The 15630-nt window shown below is 62.8% G+C and carries 14 protein-coding genes; 4 read left to right on the top strand and 10 right to left on the bottom strand.

Features of this window, described 5'->3' with window-relative positions; all coding sequences use genetic code 11:
• Positions 1 to 33: 33 nt before the first annotated feature.
• The 6 genes from IPM84_03915 to IPM84_03890 form a co-directional block, all read right to left on the bottom strand.
• Positions 34 to 1704, bottom strand: a complete 1671-nt coding sequence (locus IPM84_03915) for a HAMP domain-containing protein (GenBank protein MBK9091915.1) — start codon at positions 1702 to 1704, stop codon at positions 34 to 36.
• Positions 1697 to 2428 carry a response regulator transcription factor gene (locus IPM84_03910; GenBank protein MBK9091914.1) on the bottom strand — a complete coding sequence of 244 codons (732 nt, stop codon included), beginning with the start codon at positions 2426 to 2428 and terminating at the stop codon, positions 1697 to 1699. Before IPM84_03910 ends, IPM84_03915 begins: the two co-directional genes overlap by 8 nt.
• A 190-nt stretch (positions 2429 to 2618) precedes the next feature.
• Positions 2619 to 3377: a hypothetical protein gene (locus IPM84_03905; GenBank protein ID MBK9091913.1), complete on the bottom strand. Its 759-nt coding sequence runs from the start codon at positions 3375 to 3377 to the stop codon at positions 2619 to 2621.
• Positions 3374 to 4327, bottom strand: coding sequence for an FAD:protein FMN transferase (locus tag IPM84_03900; protein MBK9091912.1), 954 nt, complete (start codon positions 4325 to 4327; stop codon positions 3374 to 3376). Before IPM84_03900 ends, IPM84_03905 begins: the two co-directional genes overlap by 4 nt.
• A 2-nt stretch (positions 4328 to 4329) precedes the next feature.
• The gene (locus tag IPM84_03895) at positions 4330 to 4629 is read right to left on the bottom strand and encodes a hypothetical protein (protein MBK9091911.1); all 300 of its coding nucleotides are present in this window, start codon (positions 4627 to 4629) and stop codon (positions 4330 to 4332) included.
• Complete coding sequence (locus IPM84_03890) at positions 4622 to 4990, bottom strand: hypothetical protein (GenBank protein MBK9091910.1); 369 nt, start codon at positions 4988 to 4990, stop codon at positions 4622 to 4624. The genes IPM84_03895 and IPM84_03890 overlap by 8 nt, the downstream gene beginning before the upstream one ends.
• Before the next feature lie 354 nt (positions 4991 to 5344).
• On the opposite strand from IPM84_03890, the gene IPM84_03885 reads away from it, so the two are divergent.
• Positions 5345 to 6490, top strand: coding sequence for a c-type cytochrome (locus IPM84_03885; GenBank protein ID MBK9091909.1), 1146 nt, complete (start codon positions 5345 to 5347; stop codon positions 6488 to 6490).
• 107 nt (positions 6491 to 6597) lie between these two features.
• Here IPM84_03885 and IPM84_03880 read toward each other — a convergent pair whose 3' ends face one another.
• Positions 6598 to 7263: a hypothetical protein gene (locus IPM84_03880; protein MBK9091908.1), complete on the bottom strand. Its 666-nt coding sequence runs from the start codon at positions 7261 to 7263 to the stop codon at positions 6598 to 6600.
• Positions 7264 to 7318: 55 nt separating this feature from the next.
• On the bottom strand, positions 7319 to 9196 hold the full coding sequence (locus IPM84_03875; protein ID MBK9091907.1) for a hypothetical protein: 1878 nt from the start codon (positions 9194 to 9196) through the stop codon (positions 7319 to 7321).
• Between the two features lie 523 nt (positions 9197 to 9719).
• Between IPM84_03875 and IPM84_03870 the strand changes: the two genes are divergently transcribed.
• Positions 9720 to 11363, top strand: coding sequence for an NAD-dependent malic enzyme (locus IPM84_03870; protein MBK9091906.1), 1644 nt, complete (start codon positions 9720 to 9722; stop codon positions 11361 to 11363).
• 89 nt (positions 11364 to 11452) lie between these two features.
• Here the strand turns inward: IPM84_03870 and IPM84_03865 are convergent, their stop codons facing one another.
• Entirely contained in the window at positions 11453 to 12790 is a 1338-nt protein-coding gene (locus IPM84_03865) for a hypothetical protein (protein MBK9091905.1), read from the bottom strand.
• Between the two features lie 166 nt (positions 12791 to 12956).
• Here IPM84_03865 and IPM84_03860 point away from each other — a divergent pair, with 166 nt between their 5' ends.
• Positions 12957 to 13241 carry a hypothetical protein gene (locus IPM84_03860; GenBank protein MBK9091904.1) on the top strand — a complete coding sequence of 95 codons (285 nt, stop codon included), beginning with the start codon at positions 12957 to 12959 and terminating at the stop codon, positions 13239 to 13241.
• A gap of 6 nt (positions 13242 to 13247) precedes the next feature.
• Entirely contained in the window at positions 13248 to 13919 is a 672-nt protein-coding gene (locus IPM84_03855; GenBank protein MBK9091903.1) for a nucleotidyl transferase AbiEii/AbiGii toxin family protein, read from the top strand.
• Positions 13920 to 14039: 120 nt separating this feature from the next.
• On the opposite strand, the gene IPM84_03850 is transcribed toward IPM84_03855, so the two are convergent.
• Positions 14040 to 15107 carry a hypothetical protein gene (locus IPM84_03850; GenBank protein MBK9091902.1) on the bottom strand — a complete coding sequence of 356 codons (1068 nt, stop codon included), beginning with the start codon at positions 15105 to 15107 and terminating at the stop codon, positions 14040 to 14042.
• Positions 15108 to 15630 lie beyond the last annotated feature (523 nt).

Raw genomic sequence — 15630 nt, 5'->3', positions numbered from 1 at the left:
GGCAGTATAGCATGGAGAAGTAAAAGCTCAAACTCATGCCTGCGACACGCAGCGGGCATTTGCAGCGTCCGCTGTCAACGGCGCGGAAGCGGGGAATTCAAGGGTAAAGGTCGTGCCTTGACCAACCGCACTGGTCACGCTGATCTGGCCCCCATTTTGCAGCACGAGCGCCTGCACGATGGAGAGACCCAGGCCGACGCCGTGCTGTCCCGACCGCCGGCTGCGCGCCTTGTCGACGCGGTAAAAACGATCGAAGATATGAGGCAGATCCGCCTGGGGAATGCCACTACCGGTATCGGCCACCCGCAGTTGACAGCGGTCAGGCATGGCCGCAGCCGATAAGTAGATCTGGCCGCCCGCCGGCGTGTACTTGATGGCATTGTCCAGCAAATTGAGCAGGATTGCCTCGATCTGCTCGGGCCAGACGCGCAATGGCGGCAGGGATGGCGACAGTTGCACCTGCAGGGTCAACCCTGCACTCCGCGCCCGCAGCGTCATGGTGGCGACGACGGCCGACAGCACAGGTCGCACGTCAATGGGCGTCAGCGGCTGGTGCTGCACCGCCTGGCTGCTCTCCAGGCGTGAGAGATCGAGCAGGGTGCTGGCCAGGCGCCCCAGGCGGTCCGCCTCGCTGTCAATCTCGGCCAGGTACCGACCAGCCAATTCTGGATCATCCAGGCCGCTTTCCAACAGCAGCTCACTGCGCAGCTTGATGTTGGTCAGCGGCGTGCGTAGTTCATGGCTGGCATTGGCCACAAATTGGCGCTGCTGCTCCAGGGTCTGGCGTAACTGCGCGGCCATGTGATTGAAAGCAGCGGCCAGCGCGCCCAATTCGTCGGCCGATTCCGTGGGCACCTGTTGGTTCAAATCACCGGCCGCAATGGCCAACGCTGCCTGTTCCAGCGCGCGGATGGGCCGCACCAAGCGGCGCGCCGTCCACATAGAGAGCAGCGCAATCAGGACCAGGGCCAGCAGGCCAGCGATGGCGAAGCCGAGCAGAGAGGTGCGGATCGGCTGCAAGATCATCTCCAGCGGCTGCGCCAACTGCACCACCCCCACGGTCCTACCACTCTGCTGAATGGGCGCCGCCGCATACAAGGTCGGTTGGCCGTCGTGTGGATCGGTGCGCACATCATGCTGCGTATGGCCTTGCAGGGCAGCCTGCACCTCGATGTGCGCAGACTGATTGCCAATCTGCGTGATAGACAGCGCACTATCGGCCAGCGCGTTGCCCAGCGGGGTGAGGATCGTGACGCGTGTGCCTGTGTCAGCCGCATACACCGAGGCTATTTGCTGAAGACGCGCACTCGACGGGGGCGGCTCGACACCTGACATGGGCGCTTGTGTCCCAACTTTGTCCTTCTGATCCTCTTGGCCCTCGTGGTCATCTGTCCCGGCAGAAGGCTTCTCCCTCTTCTCGTCCCCCTGCTCAGCTTCCCAGTTGGCAAAGCGCTCGAATTCGGCCTCGTAGCCGCTGAGCGGGTCCTCCAGCGCGTTAGCAGCGAGAAAAGCGGCAATCTCCAGATTGTGCGTGGAGGCTTCGAGCTGCGCCTGGTAGATGGACTGACTGACGCGCAGCATAAGCAGGGCCAGGACAACGAGAAAGAGCAGGGTGAAGGTGAGAACGATGCGCGTCTGCAGATTGCGCTGCCAGGGCCAACGGGCAGCCGTCTGCTGAACGGGTGACAACACCGGACTAGTCATGGCGCTGGATCTCATCGGGCGACAAAAGACGATAGCCAACTCCGCGCACGGTCAGGATCAAGACTGGTCGGCTCGGGTCCTGCTCCAACTTTTCACGCAGCCAGCGGATGTGTACGTCCAACGTGCGGGGATCGCCAAACCAGGTTTCACCCCAGACGCGATCCAGGAGATCGCTCCGCGACACGACGGCGCCCTGCGCATCCAACAGTACCATGAGCAAATCATACTCGCGCTGGGTCAGCGCCAGCGGCCGGCCGTCGCGGGTCACCTGGCGGCGCCGCCGGTCAATGCAAAGGCGCCCCAGATTCACCAGGGCGGCGGCTGGCGGCACAGGCGCGGCCTGATCGAGCGAGACCCGGCGCAGCGTAGCGCGCACGCGGGCCAACAGCTCACGAAAGCTGAAGGGCTTGACGATGTAGTCATCAGCGCCCAGTTCCAGCCCCAGGATGCGGTCCATCTCCTCGCCACGCGCGGTCAACATCAGAACCGGCACCGCGCTCTCCCGACGCAATTCACGCACCACATCCCACCCTTGCAGCCGGGGCATCATGACATCGAGCAGGATCAGATCAGGTGAGGTGGTGCGCGCCTTACTCAGCGCCTCCGCGCCATCGAAGGCCACCTCGACGGCGTAGCCCTCGCGCATAAACTGGCGCTGCAGCACCTCCACGATCATCTCGTCATCGTCAGCCAGCAGAATAGTCGTCTTGCTCGCCTGCACCATGCACCCTCACCTCAGCGCCACAAATCGGCATCCACAACGTCCGCGGCCAAAGCGGGTCTGAAACCCCCTCCGCCACGCGGAACTTTCGCACGCCCGTGTCAGGCATTGTAGCACGCTGCGCCTGCCTTCGACCAATCGGGGGCGCGGATGCAACAGCGTGCGATCTCCCCAGGCTGCGAAGCGGCCCGGCTCAGCCCGCCGCCGCCTTGCGCGACCGGCCTTCCGTGGCCAGCAGCCGGTAGAGAGTCAGAAACAGCACCGCGCCGGCCGTTACCAGGTAGAGAACCTGCACGCTGCTCTGCTGCGAGTCGCTGCCGAGCATGACAGCATGCAGGAGCACTCCCCAGTACGCGATGAAGCTGGTGTAATGGAGCGCCCGCCACTGGGCCTGGCCCAATTGCTTGCGCGTATGGGAACTGAGCACCAAGAGCAGCAACAGCCAGAAGCCCAACTGCCCGGCTGCAACCAGGGCCGGTTCATAGGTCCCGGCGAAGGGGACTAACACCGCCCGCAGGGGAAAGCTCAGGTAGCGATCGCCCATCAGGATCAGGCCGTGAAAGAGAGTAAAGCCCACGGCCACATGGCTCAGGAATTGATGGGCGTCGAGCAGGACAGGCGGTCGCAGCTTGCCCTTGCCAATTTTGGAGCTGAGCAGCATGCCCCAGACCACCGAACCCCACAGGAGCAGGTAAGCCACAAAGCCGGCCGCGCGGCTCAGGTACCAGTACGACTTGGTATCTGCCGCCAATCCGGTCGCGCCCAAGCCGATGGCCAGGCCAGCAGTTGCCAGGCCCAGGCCGGCGAGCGATCCAAGCACGGCGCCCCAGAAGGTCTCAGAGTCGTCGGGCACGATGGCCTGCTGTTGACGGTGCGGCGCAGCGCCGGCGGCCGATTCCCCAGGCCGCAGCGCGGGATAAGCCGGCTGACGTTCGATGTTTGTGGTCATCATGCGTACTCCTGCAAAATTGTTGTTGGCCGGGGGTTCAGATGGCTGAGCGGCAAGCGGCCGACTGTCTGTTGCTGACCCTCGCGACCGATCAGCAGGCCGCGCAAGTTGCGCTTCGCCAGGTAAGCGCTGCCCTGCCGGCTGCCCAGGATCAACGCGACCTTGGCGGCCACCTCGGCGCTGGCGGCCGTGGGCGCCAACACCGTGACGCTGTGCAGGTCACTGACGCTTGGTTGACCGGTGCGCGGATCGAGCAGATGATGCATGGCGCGCCCGTTGCTGGCCCAGCGCCGTCCGCCGATACTGCTGGTCGCTACGGCGCCGCTGCTCACAGCCAGGGTGAACAGGTCGTGCTGCGCGTGAAACGGATTCTGCACTGCGATGGGCCACGGCTCCCCGCGCACGGCGCCGACGATACGCATGTCGCCGCCGGCATCCACGAGCACCGGGCCATGCGCAGCCAGCGTCTGCGCGACATCGTCCACCGCCCAGCCTTTGCCGATGCCGCCCAGGTCAAGGCCCAGACCGGCCGGCAACTCCACCATCATGGCGGCGGGATCTGTACGCACACGTTGATAGCCCCAATCCAGCGCCGCGGGCGCGGCCGGCGCAGCGGGGGATGGCGGCGGCAGTTGTTCAAAACTGCGATCATAGCCAGCCCGGCGCAGCGCATGCAGCAGCGTCGGGTCGAACAGGCCGTCACTGCGACGCGCGGCCTCGAGGGCGGCGGTCAGCACGGTCCACAAGAGCGGCGACACCGGCTGCGGTCCGCTGCCCGCGGCGGCGTTCAAGCGGCTCAGGCCCGAATCAGGCCGAAAGCGGCTCAGTTCAGCCTCGATGGCGGTGAAGCGTTGCGACGCCTGCTGCAACCACTCGGCGGCCTGGGCGGCAGGTTGCCACAGCCAGATACCGACCTCGGTGTTCATGGCGCGCAAGTGGATCTGATGCAGCATCTTCACGACCGCCGCGTGCGGGTGACCGGTTGCTGAAACAAAGGCCTGGCGGGCAGCGGCGCCAGGCGCGCGGGCTGTTGGCCCTGGGTCTGCACCTCAGTTTGGGTCGGCGCTGGGGTGCTCGTCGCTTCTACGGTCCGGGCGGTCTGGGCGCCCTGGGCCGATTGGTCGAAACGAGCGACAAGCGCACTGCCGGCCATCACAACAGCCAAGCTGACAGCCAGCAGCCCGCTTTTCCAGGTCAGACTGGCGCTGGCCGACGGCTGACGTTGATTCGCAGGGGACTTCTGCGGATCAGTCATGGTCATGTTCCCCTTCGTGTTCGCTCTCATGCTCGTGTTCGTACCCGGGCCCAAAGCCAGAGATCGGCTGATTCTGGCCGGCCTGCAGCGCGTTGATCTGCGCGTAGGCATCCTGCAGCGCCTGGTAGGCCTCCTGCAACTGCGCCTCGTAGGCCGCAATGGTTGCATTGCTGTCGGCCGGCTGCACGGCGGGATCGGCGGCTGGTGTCACGGCGGCGGCCACGGGCAGCGCCTGCACAGGGGCAGCAGCACTGGCCGCCAACCGGTCGGACAGCAGTATCCCGCCGGTGACCAGGGTGAGCACAAAGGCGGTCAGCAGGGCAGAGATGATAATCGCTTTACGGTTCGTCTGAGATCGCATCGGTTTACCTCCTGAGGGTCATCATCGTTTTGCACGGGTGGCGCCTGGTTGCTGTCAGCAGCAGGTTCGTGACAGGCGCCTCAGCCTTGCATGTGCTGATGATACTCCCAACGGCGGCCTCGTGGGTGAAGCGCGCAGGGTGAACGCGTTAAGCGCGCGTTAAATGCAGTTGACGCCGCGGCCAGCGGGGCATATAATCAGAGAAGCCGCCCATGTTGTGAGTGAGTTTGACTGTCGTAAGAATGTTGTAGTCGTACACAAACGGGCAACGCATCGCTTCATTTATATCGGGGGCCATCGGGGGCCATCGGGGGCCATCGGGGACCACGGTTGCCAACTCAAGGGAGAACAAGGATGAACATCACACGAATAAGCGACCGAAGTTGCCAACTTTCGCAAAAGTTGGCAACTTTGCTTGCGACGCTGTCGCTGCTTGCGCTGCTGACAGCGTGCGCGCCGCGCCCCACGCCTACGCCGACCCTGCCTGACCCCCCCACCGCTACCGTCCAGGCGACTGAGGTGGCCCTGGCGCTGCCGCGTGCGGCCCAGGCCCGTCCGTTCCCGATCCAGGCCATCCCCACCGATAATCCCACGACGCCGGCCGCGGTCGAGTTGGGCCGACAACTGTTCTTCGACCCGGTACTCTCGACCAGCCGCGCCATGTCATGCGCGACCTGTCATCAGCCCGATCTTGGCTTGTCCAACGGGCAAGTGGTCAGCACGGCGCGGCCGGGCGCACCGGGCCGCAATGTGCCGACCTTGTGGAATGCGGGCTTCAAGCGTTTCCTGACCTGGGATGGTCGCGAGACGGCCCTGGAATCACAGGCGCGGCTGCCCCTGACCCTGCCCCATGAAATGGCTGCCATCCCCGCCGAGGTGGAGGCCAAGCTGCGCGCGATTCCTGAGTATGTGTCGTTGTTCAGCCAGGCGTTTGGCGGCGGCGCAGAATCGGTGACTTTCGACAATGTGACGCGCGCGCTGGCGGCGTTCGAACGCACCCTGATCAGCGATGACAGCCCCGTGGACCGCTTTCTGGCCGGCGACGCCACCGCGCTAACCGCGCCACAGCAGCGCGGGCTGGCGGTGTTCTTTGGAGAACGAACGCACTGCGCGGAGTGCCATCAGCCACCCACCTTTGCCATGGAGACCTTTCGCGTGGTGGGCGTGGACAGTGTGGATGCCGGGCGTGCTGGCGTGACTGCCGACGGCGTCCGCGGCGCATTCAGGGTGCCCACGCTGCGCAACATCGCCACCACGGGGCCTTACATGCACAACGGCTCCCTGGCAACGTTGAACGCGGTGATCGAATTCTACGCCGCGGGCGCCGGCCGGCCACGCGGCGTGCCCTACGTTGATCCTTTGCTCAAAGGTTTCGAGCTGAGCGATCAGGAGCAGGCTGACCTGGTAGCCTTTTTGCAGGCGTTGACTGACGAGAGCCGGCTGCCGGTCGCGCCCTCGCCGGCGCTCTCCGGCCTGCCGACCATACAGCGCCAACAGTAGCGCTGACACGCTTCGACCAAAGGCCTTGAATAAAACGAGCACTGCCAAGTTGGCAGTGCTCGTTTTGTTTCAGGTTCCGGCAACGGGTATCGCCGCCGACAGCGGGGTCAGCGCAGGGGCTGCGCTCGGCGCCGCCAGGCCACACCGAGGCCAACCAACCCGACGAGCAGGACGACAGCGACGGCGCGGGCAGCCGATGGGGTTGGGGTAGTCGTCGCGAGGCTCGTCAACTCGACGGCCGAGGGATCAACGACATCAACGCTCAGGATCGTGTTGGCATGATGGTCGCCGCCAGGCGTCCCGTCCAGGTTGACAGAGTTGCCCGCGGCGTACAGCACCACGGTCTGCGGTGCGGACATCGGCGCCGTCCATCCGAAGCTGAAGGTAGCCATACCCGCCCCCGTATTGTTCTTAGGGCTGGTCTGCGTCACCTCACCGTCCATGACCTGCGTGTCGCCCCCCAGGCTGGCCAACGTGCCGCCGGTCGCGGACACATCGAGCCCGGCTGCGGTCTGCAGCGTCAGGGCGGTGCTCTGCACGTGCAACGTGTAGACTACGCTTTCACCCGCGAGTACCGTCTGTGGGCCGGTGAGGCTAACGACCGGCTCGCTGCCGCCGCCGTGGCAAGCGTTACACGACATGCCAAAGTTGGTGGCCGGGTTACCGGAATGGCCAGAGATCCCAGTGCTGGAAGCCCAGGTGGGCGTTGCCAGCCAGGGCAGGGCAAACAGACCGCCGATGACCACGAGCATCAGGATGAACGCGTTCTTCATGCGTTGTCTCCTCCGTCGCGCAACGCGCCAGCCCAGGGTACAGAAGCACCAGTGCTTACTGGGAGTAGCATAGCTCACCCAACGCACAGCCCCAACGCGCCGCGTTCATTCCGATGTCCTTGATACTAACGATGCTGTCGTTGTTGAAGTCGAAGCGCGCTTCATAGCAACTGTTTAGCACCTCATCCATGCAGTTCCAGTGGCTGGCCACGGCGATCAGGTCATTGGTGTCCACGATATCATCGCAATTCAGATCATAGCGTGAGCAGGAGGTCAGCGTGGTCGGTACGAACATCGGCCCGGAGAAGCAAGGCCAGGTCGCGTTCACATTGTCGGTCCAGCAGTACTGCATGGGGTAAGGCGGCAGGTTGTGGCGCCAGGTGGTGATCGTCTCGCTCTGCGGAATGTACCAAAGCACGATGTTCTGGTTGTTCACTGCCTCGCCGTTGATGAACTGCTCAGGGCCTTGCACGTAGGTGCCGGTGCAGCACTGGCCGATGGCCGGCATATCCGCGTCGCCTTCCGCTGCTTTGTGCTGTGTCACGTAGAGCCAGGCATTGTCGCCCGTGCCGCCGTCATTGTACTGACCCCTCGCCGGCTCGATGTAGTAGCCGGAACCAGATTGATCCATGACCCGGTAGCGGTAGCCTTCGGGTGTATAAGGCGCGCTCTGCAGCCACCAACCTTCGGTAGTCTGATCAACCCACTGCGCGCCGTCCCACAGGGCCAGGGTATCGTTACTGTCACCCTTGACGGCGATGTCAATACGCACCAACGGCCGATAGGTGGCCTCCTGATCCTGGTTGTTGCCGCAGCCCTGGCCGTAGGAAACGGTCACGACACGAAAGCGTCCGTCGTTGAAGAACTGGAAGTGCTGCTCGTAGCGATAATTGCACGATGCGCCCCAATTGGACATGCGGAAGTCCTGCACCACCGCAAAACCGATGATCGCGTTCGCTTGATCGAGCAGGTCGCGTACCTGGGTGACGCCGTAGGGGTAGATGGGAAAACCGCCGCCGCCGCCACCGCAGCCCGTGTAGTCACGGTAGCCCCAATTGCCTGGATAGTGAGCGTGCCACTCGATCAGCTTCATGCGCGTGGCCACGGCTTGCGGCGCGCCGTTCACGTCATAGGTTAGGCTGGTAATTTCCAGCGCGTCGGTCGGCGTGGTGCGGTAATCCAGGTTCCAACCGTTACGATTGACGTGAATGGTGGTGTTACAGTCGGTCGGCACCTCTTGCGGTCTGAGGCTGTAGGCTGAGCTGCGCAAGTCCTGCGGACGCTCCGACCACCAAATTTTCTCGATCTTGTCCTCGGTCAGATTCACGAGCACCCAGACCGTGCCGCTATCGGTGAAAAAGGTTGTACCGGCGCAGAGATGACTGCCGTCGCAAGCCGTGCCCATGTTGTGTTGATCCATCACGCCGATCTGGTCCACCGCAGGAGCGAAACCCAGGGCCGCCTCCACGTCTGCGCTGGTGCGAATCAATTCAACGGCCCGATTGTAGAGACGCTTGTTGATCAGCGGGAAGGTGTTCGCCACTTCGAACACGTCCAACACCAGTCCCTGGCCCTGATGCACGAGTGCCGTAACCGTAGCGTTGCGGTCGAAATCGTAAACATCTACCTGGTAACAGGTGCCGTCAGAACACGCGCGATAGCCAGGCGCATAGGGGCCGAAGAAGGGGAAAATCTCGAACACCTCGGCGCGGTGACCGGCGACAAGCTCCTGCACCCGGGTTGATGCCACCGCCAGGGTCTGGGCCGCCTGTTCCTGAGTCGTCATGGCCTGTTCGGCCGGGTTGAGGGGCGTGATGGGGCCATTCGCGACGGCGGCGGTCGGTAGCCAGAAGCTACTCAAGATCGCCAGCACAGCGACGATAGCCGACAGATGAACGCGAAACGACGGACGGTTACTGATCCTGTTTTTCATGCTTTTCTCTCTTCTACAACGTACGCGACACGCAGAGGTGGGATAGGCGCCTGGCCAGAACGACCGCCAGGTGCAGCGGTCAAGACCGGTGGTGCAATATGGAGGGCAGAAGCCACAACCGATCATGCACTGGTGCAGTCTCTCCGCCAACCCGCAAGGGCCGTAGTTTAGCACAAAGACTTTTGACCTGTCAAAAGATGCCGGGCGCGGCGCGGCTTTTCGCCCGTCGCTCAGGTCACCTAGCCCTTCATTTATCCGGGCGGGCATGCTTTGCGCCTAGCGGGGCGACCGCCTGGTTCCCTGGAATTACCGGGGTAGGGGATGTGCCGCTGGCGACCGGTGAAATTGCCGCTGGCGAAAGGTCCGTAAATGGCCAGAAACGCGCCTTTGTGCTATGATGTACAATGAGAGTAAATAGAGTGTGATGGCGAGTAAATGCCGTGGCCGCCGTGCCGGCTTGGCAGCACCCTGAAAACTTCATGCGCGCCCATGAAAATGCAAAGGCAGTCAGAGGAAAACAGCGATGAATCCTACAAAACCTCGTCTGTATCCGCGTGGCGCGGACCTTCTTCACAATCCGCTCCTCAACAAGGGTACCGGTTTCACAGAGGCTGAACGCGAGGCACTCGACCTGCGCGGTCTCCTCCCTTCACGTGTGGCGACGCTTGCCCAACAGACAGAACGTGTCTTGCGTAACGTGCGCGGCCAGCCAACCGCGCTGAGCAAGTATCGCTATCTCACCGGTCTCCTCGATCGCAACACCACGCTGTTCTATCGGCTGGTGGTTGACAATCTGGATGAGATCATGCCGATCATCTACACGCCCACCGTCGGTCAGGCGTGCCAGCAGTACGGGCATGTTTTTCGCCAGGCCCGCGGCCTGTTCATCGGCATCAACGATCGTGGTCGCGTCGTGGACATTCTGCGTAATTGGCCTTACACCGACGTGCGCATCATCGTCGTCACCGACGGCGAACGCATCCTTGGCCTGGGCGACCTGGGCGCTAACGGCATGGGAATTCCCATCGGCAAGTTGGCGCTCTACACCGCCTGCGCCGGTGTGCATCCGGCTTCCTGTCTGCCCATCACCCTGGATGTTGGCACCAACAACCAGGCCCTGCTCGACGATCCGCTCTACATCGGCCTGCCGCAAAAACGTGAACGCGGCGAGGCCTATGATGCCTTCGTCGAGGAGTTCATTCTGGCGGCGCAGTACCTTTACCCGCGCGCGATTGTGCAGTTCGAAGATTTCGGCAACATGAACGCCTTCCGCTTGCTGCGCAAATACCGCGAGCGTATCTGCACCTTCGATGATGACATTCAAGGCACCGCCGCGGTCGCCCTGGCCGGCGTCTATTCGGCGCTGCGCCTGACCGGCGGCCGTCTGGCTGACCAGCGCTTCGTCTTCCTGGGTGCAGGCGAAGCCGGCATCGGCATCGGCGATCTGATCGTGACGGCCCTCGAAAATGAGGGCTTGTCAGAGAGTGAAGCCCGGCGCTGCTGCTGGTTTGTGGATTCCAAAGGATTGGTCGTCGCGTCGCGTGGCGACCTGGCGGAGCACAAACGCCCATTCGCACACGATCATGCGTTCATACCCGATCTGCAAGCGGCCGTGGAAGCGATCAAGCCCACCGCGCTGATCGGCGTGTCCGGCGTTGGCAGCACCTTCACGCGGCCGATCGTCGAGACGATGGCACGCATCAATCAGCGGCCAATCATCTTTGCCCTCTCCAACCCCACGTCGAAGGCGGAATGTACCGCCGAACAAGCCTACACATGGACGGACGGCCGCGCCGTGTTTGCCAGCGGCAGCCCGTTCGACCCGGTGACGGTTGCGGGCCAGACCTTCGTGCCCGGGCAGGGCAACAACGCCTACATCTTCCCCGGCGTCGGCCTGGGGGTCATCGCCTGCGGCGCCACGCGCATCACCGACGAGATGTTCTACGCGGCCGCCAAGACCCTGGCCGGCCTGGTGAGCGAGGGCGATCTGGCGCTGGGGCGCATCTACCCGGCGCTCGACCAGATTCGCCAGGTGTCCGCGGCCATCGGCGTCGCCGTGGCGCGCGTGGCCTATGCCAATCACCTGGCCACCATCCCCGAACCGGACGATTTGCTTAAGGCCGTCCGTGCCCAGATGTACGACCCAATTTATGAATCGTACGTCTGACCTGTAACACCCCTGCGCAGGGAAGGCGCGAAGACACGAATGCGCACAAACGCCATTCGTGTCTTCGCCACCTTCGCGCCTTCGGATAACTACTGCGGATTGACCAACACCCAGACCAGGCCATCCTTGGCGGCTTCCAACGCCACACCGAGAAACGGTGCATTCTCAGGAAGGTCGGCCGTGCCTGCGTCGCCGGCCAGTTGCACCTTGATCGTGCCCAGCGGTCGCACCCGGCCACCGGCGGCCGCGGTCAAACGCGTCCCGGCGGCGATGGCGCTCTCGCCCGGTGCAATCCTCACCTGCATCGGCCCGCTGTAGACGATGGTGACGTACTCGCCCGGCTCGGCCGCACCCTCGCGTGGCACCAATCGTTTCCCGGTTTCGCTGGGCCGGTGGTCTTCATCGGTGACCAGCTCAGCCCGGCCGGCCACTACGCCGACGACGGCCTGGCCTGATTGAGCTTGAACCACCTGCCACAGGGCGGGCGCGGTGTCGAAATCGGTTGGCGTGATGGCTTGGATGCTCACCACGTCGCCGGGCTGCAGGGGACGATCCCCGGCGTTGACGGCAAAGTTGGCCTGCAGGCAGCCGACGCAGTTGCCGGTGACGTTGATGTTGCCCGAAAAGTAACCGGCATATTGAGCGCCGTAGGCGTTGATGCCATTATAGGCCGCATCATACACATCTATCCCGTCATTTCCTGCGTGTGCGACGTAAACAGCGTCGTTGTTCGTCGAAAGCCAAGCACCCGTGTTGACATTCGTAGCCGCGACGAAACCTACATTCGCCTGATGCACAACCACGCCCGATGAGCCGGCTGAGTTTACATACAGGCCAGTAAGGAAGGCCGAACCCACGTAAAAACCATACTCGCCGGCCGAGGTCACATTCACGCCATGACGATCCGTTCGGCCGACGTACAATCCGTCACCCTGGGCGCCCGCGACCTCGAAGCCGTTCGATGACGCTGAGGCCACAGCGGATGATGGACTACCCGCGGCGCCCACATAGACACCGTCTTGACCCGCGGCGTTCACGACCATCCCGTAGTAGCCCGCACTGCCCACGTAGATGCCGTCAATCGCCACCGAATTGATGGCGAGGCCATGGCCGACGGTGTTGTTCAGCGTCATGACCGCATAACTCGGCGCACCAAAGGCCCCTTGGATCGTGAGCGGGTTGTTACTGCCCGTCCACGTCTGGCCCAGGTGGTTGTGATTGCTATCGCTGACGAAGGCGCCGTTTTGGTTCCAGTGGCCGGCGGTGAGTTGGATATCGGTTACGGTAATCTGTCCGTCCTGGTTCGCGTCGCACGCGGCGTTGTAGGCGGCCCCGGGCACGCAGGGGCCGGCCAGGGGCGCCGCCGCCGCGGTAGAAGCGAGCAGCCCAAAGATCAGGGTCAGCGCGAGTAGTCTGCGAGTGTTCACGAGTGTTCTCCTAGCTCAAGTGTGGTACAAGTAATGCACAAATTAACTGGAGAATTGTAGCACACAACAGCGCGCGCGTCAACGTGAGGATGTTCTGGAGGGTGAAAGCGGTCTTTCGGCTGCGACCTTTCTTGCCAGGGTTGCTAGAAGGCAGTAAAATCAGCCTATGACCACACGTTTACCGTATCTCTGGGATTATGATATTGATGAGGCGCAATTCCGTGCGCTGCTCGCAGGTGAATTGACGCTGGGTCGGCTCGATCGCGACTGGGCTGCCGTACGCCTGCTTGAATATGCCTCCTACGCAGAAGTCGTGCAGCTATTAGGGTTTGGGCCATTTGTGGAGGGATGGCCGGCCTGGCGTCAACGTATTCGCGCGCAGACGCGCCAGCGTGCGTTCGATTTTCTAGCCAATTGGCTGCTGCACAAGCACCCAGATCTGCTCCAATGATGAACCGTGGCTTCTGAAAACAGCACCTTCTACTTCGAACACCTCTATCCGTTGCAGAACGAAGTCTTACGGCTCACCACTGGGCTGGACACCGGCTTCTATCTCAGTGGTGGTACCGCGGCCTCGCGCGGCTACCTCCATCACCGATTTTCGGACGATCTTGATCTCTTCGTCAACGACGACGAGCGCTTTGGTCTGTGGTCAGCGCGCGTGATCCAGGCATTGCTAACACAACCAGCCTGGCAAGTTAGCGTTACGCTGCGCGAGCAGCGTTTCACACGTCTCAGTGTTCTCCGGCCAGATGCGACACTGAAAATCGAACTCATCAACGATGTCCCTGCGCATACAGGTCTTATTCGACAGCACCCGCAACTGGGACGCCTGGACAGCGCCGAGAACATCCTGGCGAACAAGATCACCGCCGTGGTCGATCGTGAAGAACCCAAGGACCTGGCGGACATCTGGGGATTCTGCTGCCAAATGGGTCTTTCGCTGGTAGATGCCATTGAGAATGCAGGCAGCAAGGCCGCCGGCATCTTCGTGCTCGATATCGCACGTATTCTCTCCTCGGTGACCGTCGCGGACTGGGAACTGGTGCGCTGGATTCAGGCACCGCCGCCACAAAAGTTCGTGGCTGACTTGGAGGCGCTCGGCGAAAGTCTGATTCTGGAGCCTTGATCAGCATTCAGCATTGCGTGGGCGACACCGTCATCACCTGCCATCCATGAAGACTGGCACGAAGACACGAATCCGCCCAATGCCCTTCGTGCCTTCGTCACCTTCACGTCTTCGTGATGACTATTGCGGGTTGACCAGCACCCAGATCAACCCCTCGCCAGCCGCCAGAGACTCCAGCGCCGTCCCGATAACGGGAGTTCCCTCGGTGACTACCATACCCTCGACGGTGCGGGTCTGGAGCGGCCGCACCCGGCCACCGGCTGCTGCGGTCAGGCGCGTCCCGGCGGCGATGGCGCTCTCACCCGGCGCAATCCTCACCTGCATCGGCCCGCTGTAGACGACAGTGACGTACTCACCTCGCTGCGCTGCACCGTCACGTGGCACCAGGCGTTTGCCGGTTTCGGTGGGCCGATGCTCTATTTCGGTGACAAGCTCAGCCCGCCCGGCTACCACGCCGACAATGGCTTGGCCCGGCTGAGCCTGAACCACCTGCCATAGGGCTGGCCCGGTGTCGAAGTCGGTGGGCGTGACGGCCTGGATGCTCACCACGTCGCCGGGTTGCAGGGCACGATCCCCGACATTGACAGCGAAGTTGGCCTGCAGACAGCCGACGCAGTTGCCGCCGACATAGATGTTGCCGGCAAACACGCCGGCGTAGAGGTTACCGGCCACATCCACGCCGTGGACGGCGGCTGTGGCCACGAATAAACCGGTGCCGCCCGCTGAATCAACGTGTACACCATCTGTGCCGGCTGTGCTCACTCGCAGGCCATCGTGGGCCGCCGAGTATACCCATAGCCCGTGATAGCCCGTCGAGTCGATGAATACGGCGCTGTCAGCGGCGGCAATGCGAAGACCCACACCAGTTGAGTTGTTCAACACCAGCGGAGCAAAATCCGGCGCGCCGTATGAACCCTGGATCTTGAGCGGATTGTCCGTCCCCGTCCAGGTCTGCCCCAGGTGGTTGTGGTTGTTGTCGCTAACATAGGCGCCGGTCTGGCTCCAGTGGCCGGCGGTCAGTTGAAGGTCGTTCACCGTGATGACGCCGTCCTGGTCAACATCACACGCGGGATCGTAACCGGTGCCGGGGACACATGGCCCAACCAGCGGTGTACTGCTAGCCGCACCGGTCAGGGTGGCCAGCAGGATTAGGACAAGAATCAGGGAGAAAAGTTGACGAGCGTTCATGATTTGTTCCTTCTGTTTTGTGGCGCAGGATGATCTTGTGGCTGGCAGGATCCGCTGAGGGAGCCGCTTGCGCGTGGCTCGCACCCCCATCCAACCTGGGCTGCCGTTCATCGCCGGCCGGGAGATGGCTCACCGCAGGCCGCGCCCTTAAGAACGCGCGCGGGAGGTCGCCTGAGCCGCCCGGGATCGGGGCTGTTTCGTGAATATCAGTTGAGCGTGATACAACCGATGTGCGGAAGTCGGCGTTGATGCCGGCTCATGGGGCAGAGGTAAAAACGGAGGCAGGTGGATGACGATCTGCCGCGGGTCAACGAGACTCGCAGCCGGTGTGTTTCGTAGCTCTTCTTCCTTTCAGTGCTGCCTATGGTATCTCAGCGCTTTGTATTGTATCACAATATGAGGCCGTTAGTCAGACGGCTTCGCCGAGAGGGTGCATTTTAAGAAGTACTGGGTCTGGTCCTGTGTTGACACCTGCCCTCCGGGATGAGAAGCGAGTTTCCGCCCGTTGACGAACGGACGGCGA

It is taken from the genome of Candidatus Amarolinea dominans (genome assembly GCA_016719785.1).
GTDB lineage: Bacteria > Chloroflexota > Anaerolineae > SSC4 > Amarolineaceae > Amarolinea > Amarolinea dominans.
This window is presented reverse-complemented; position numbering and strand designations above follow the sequence as displayed.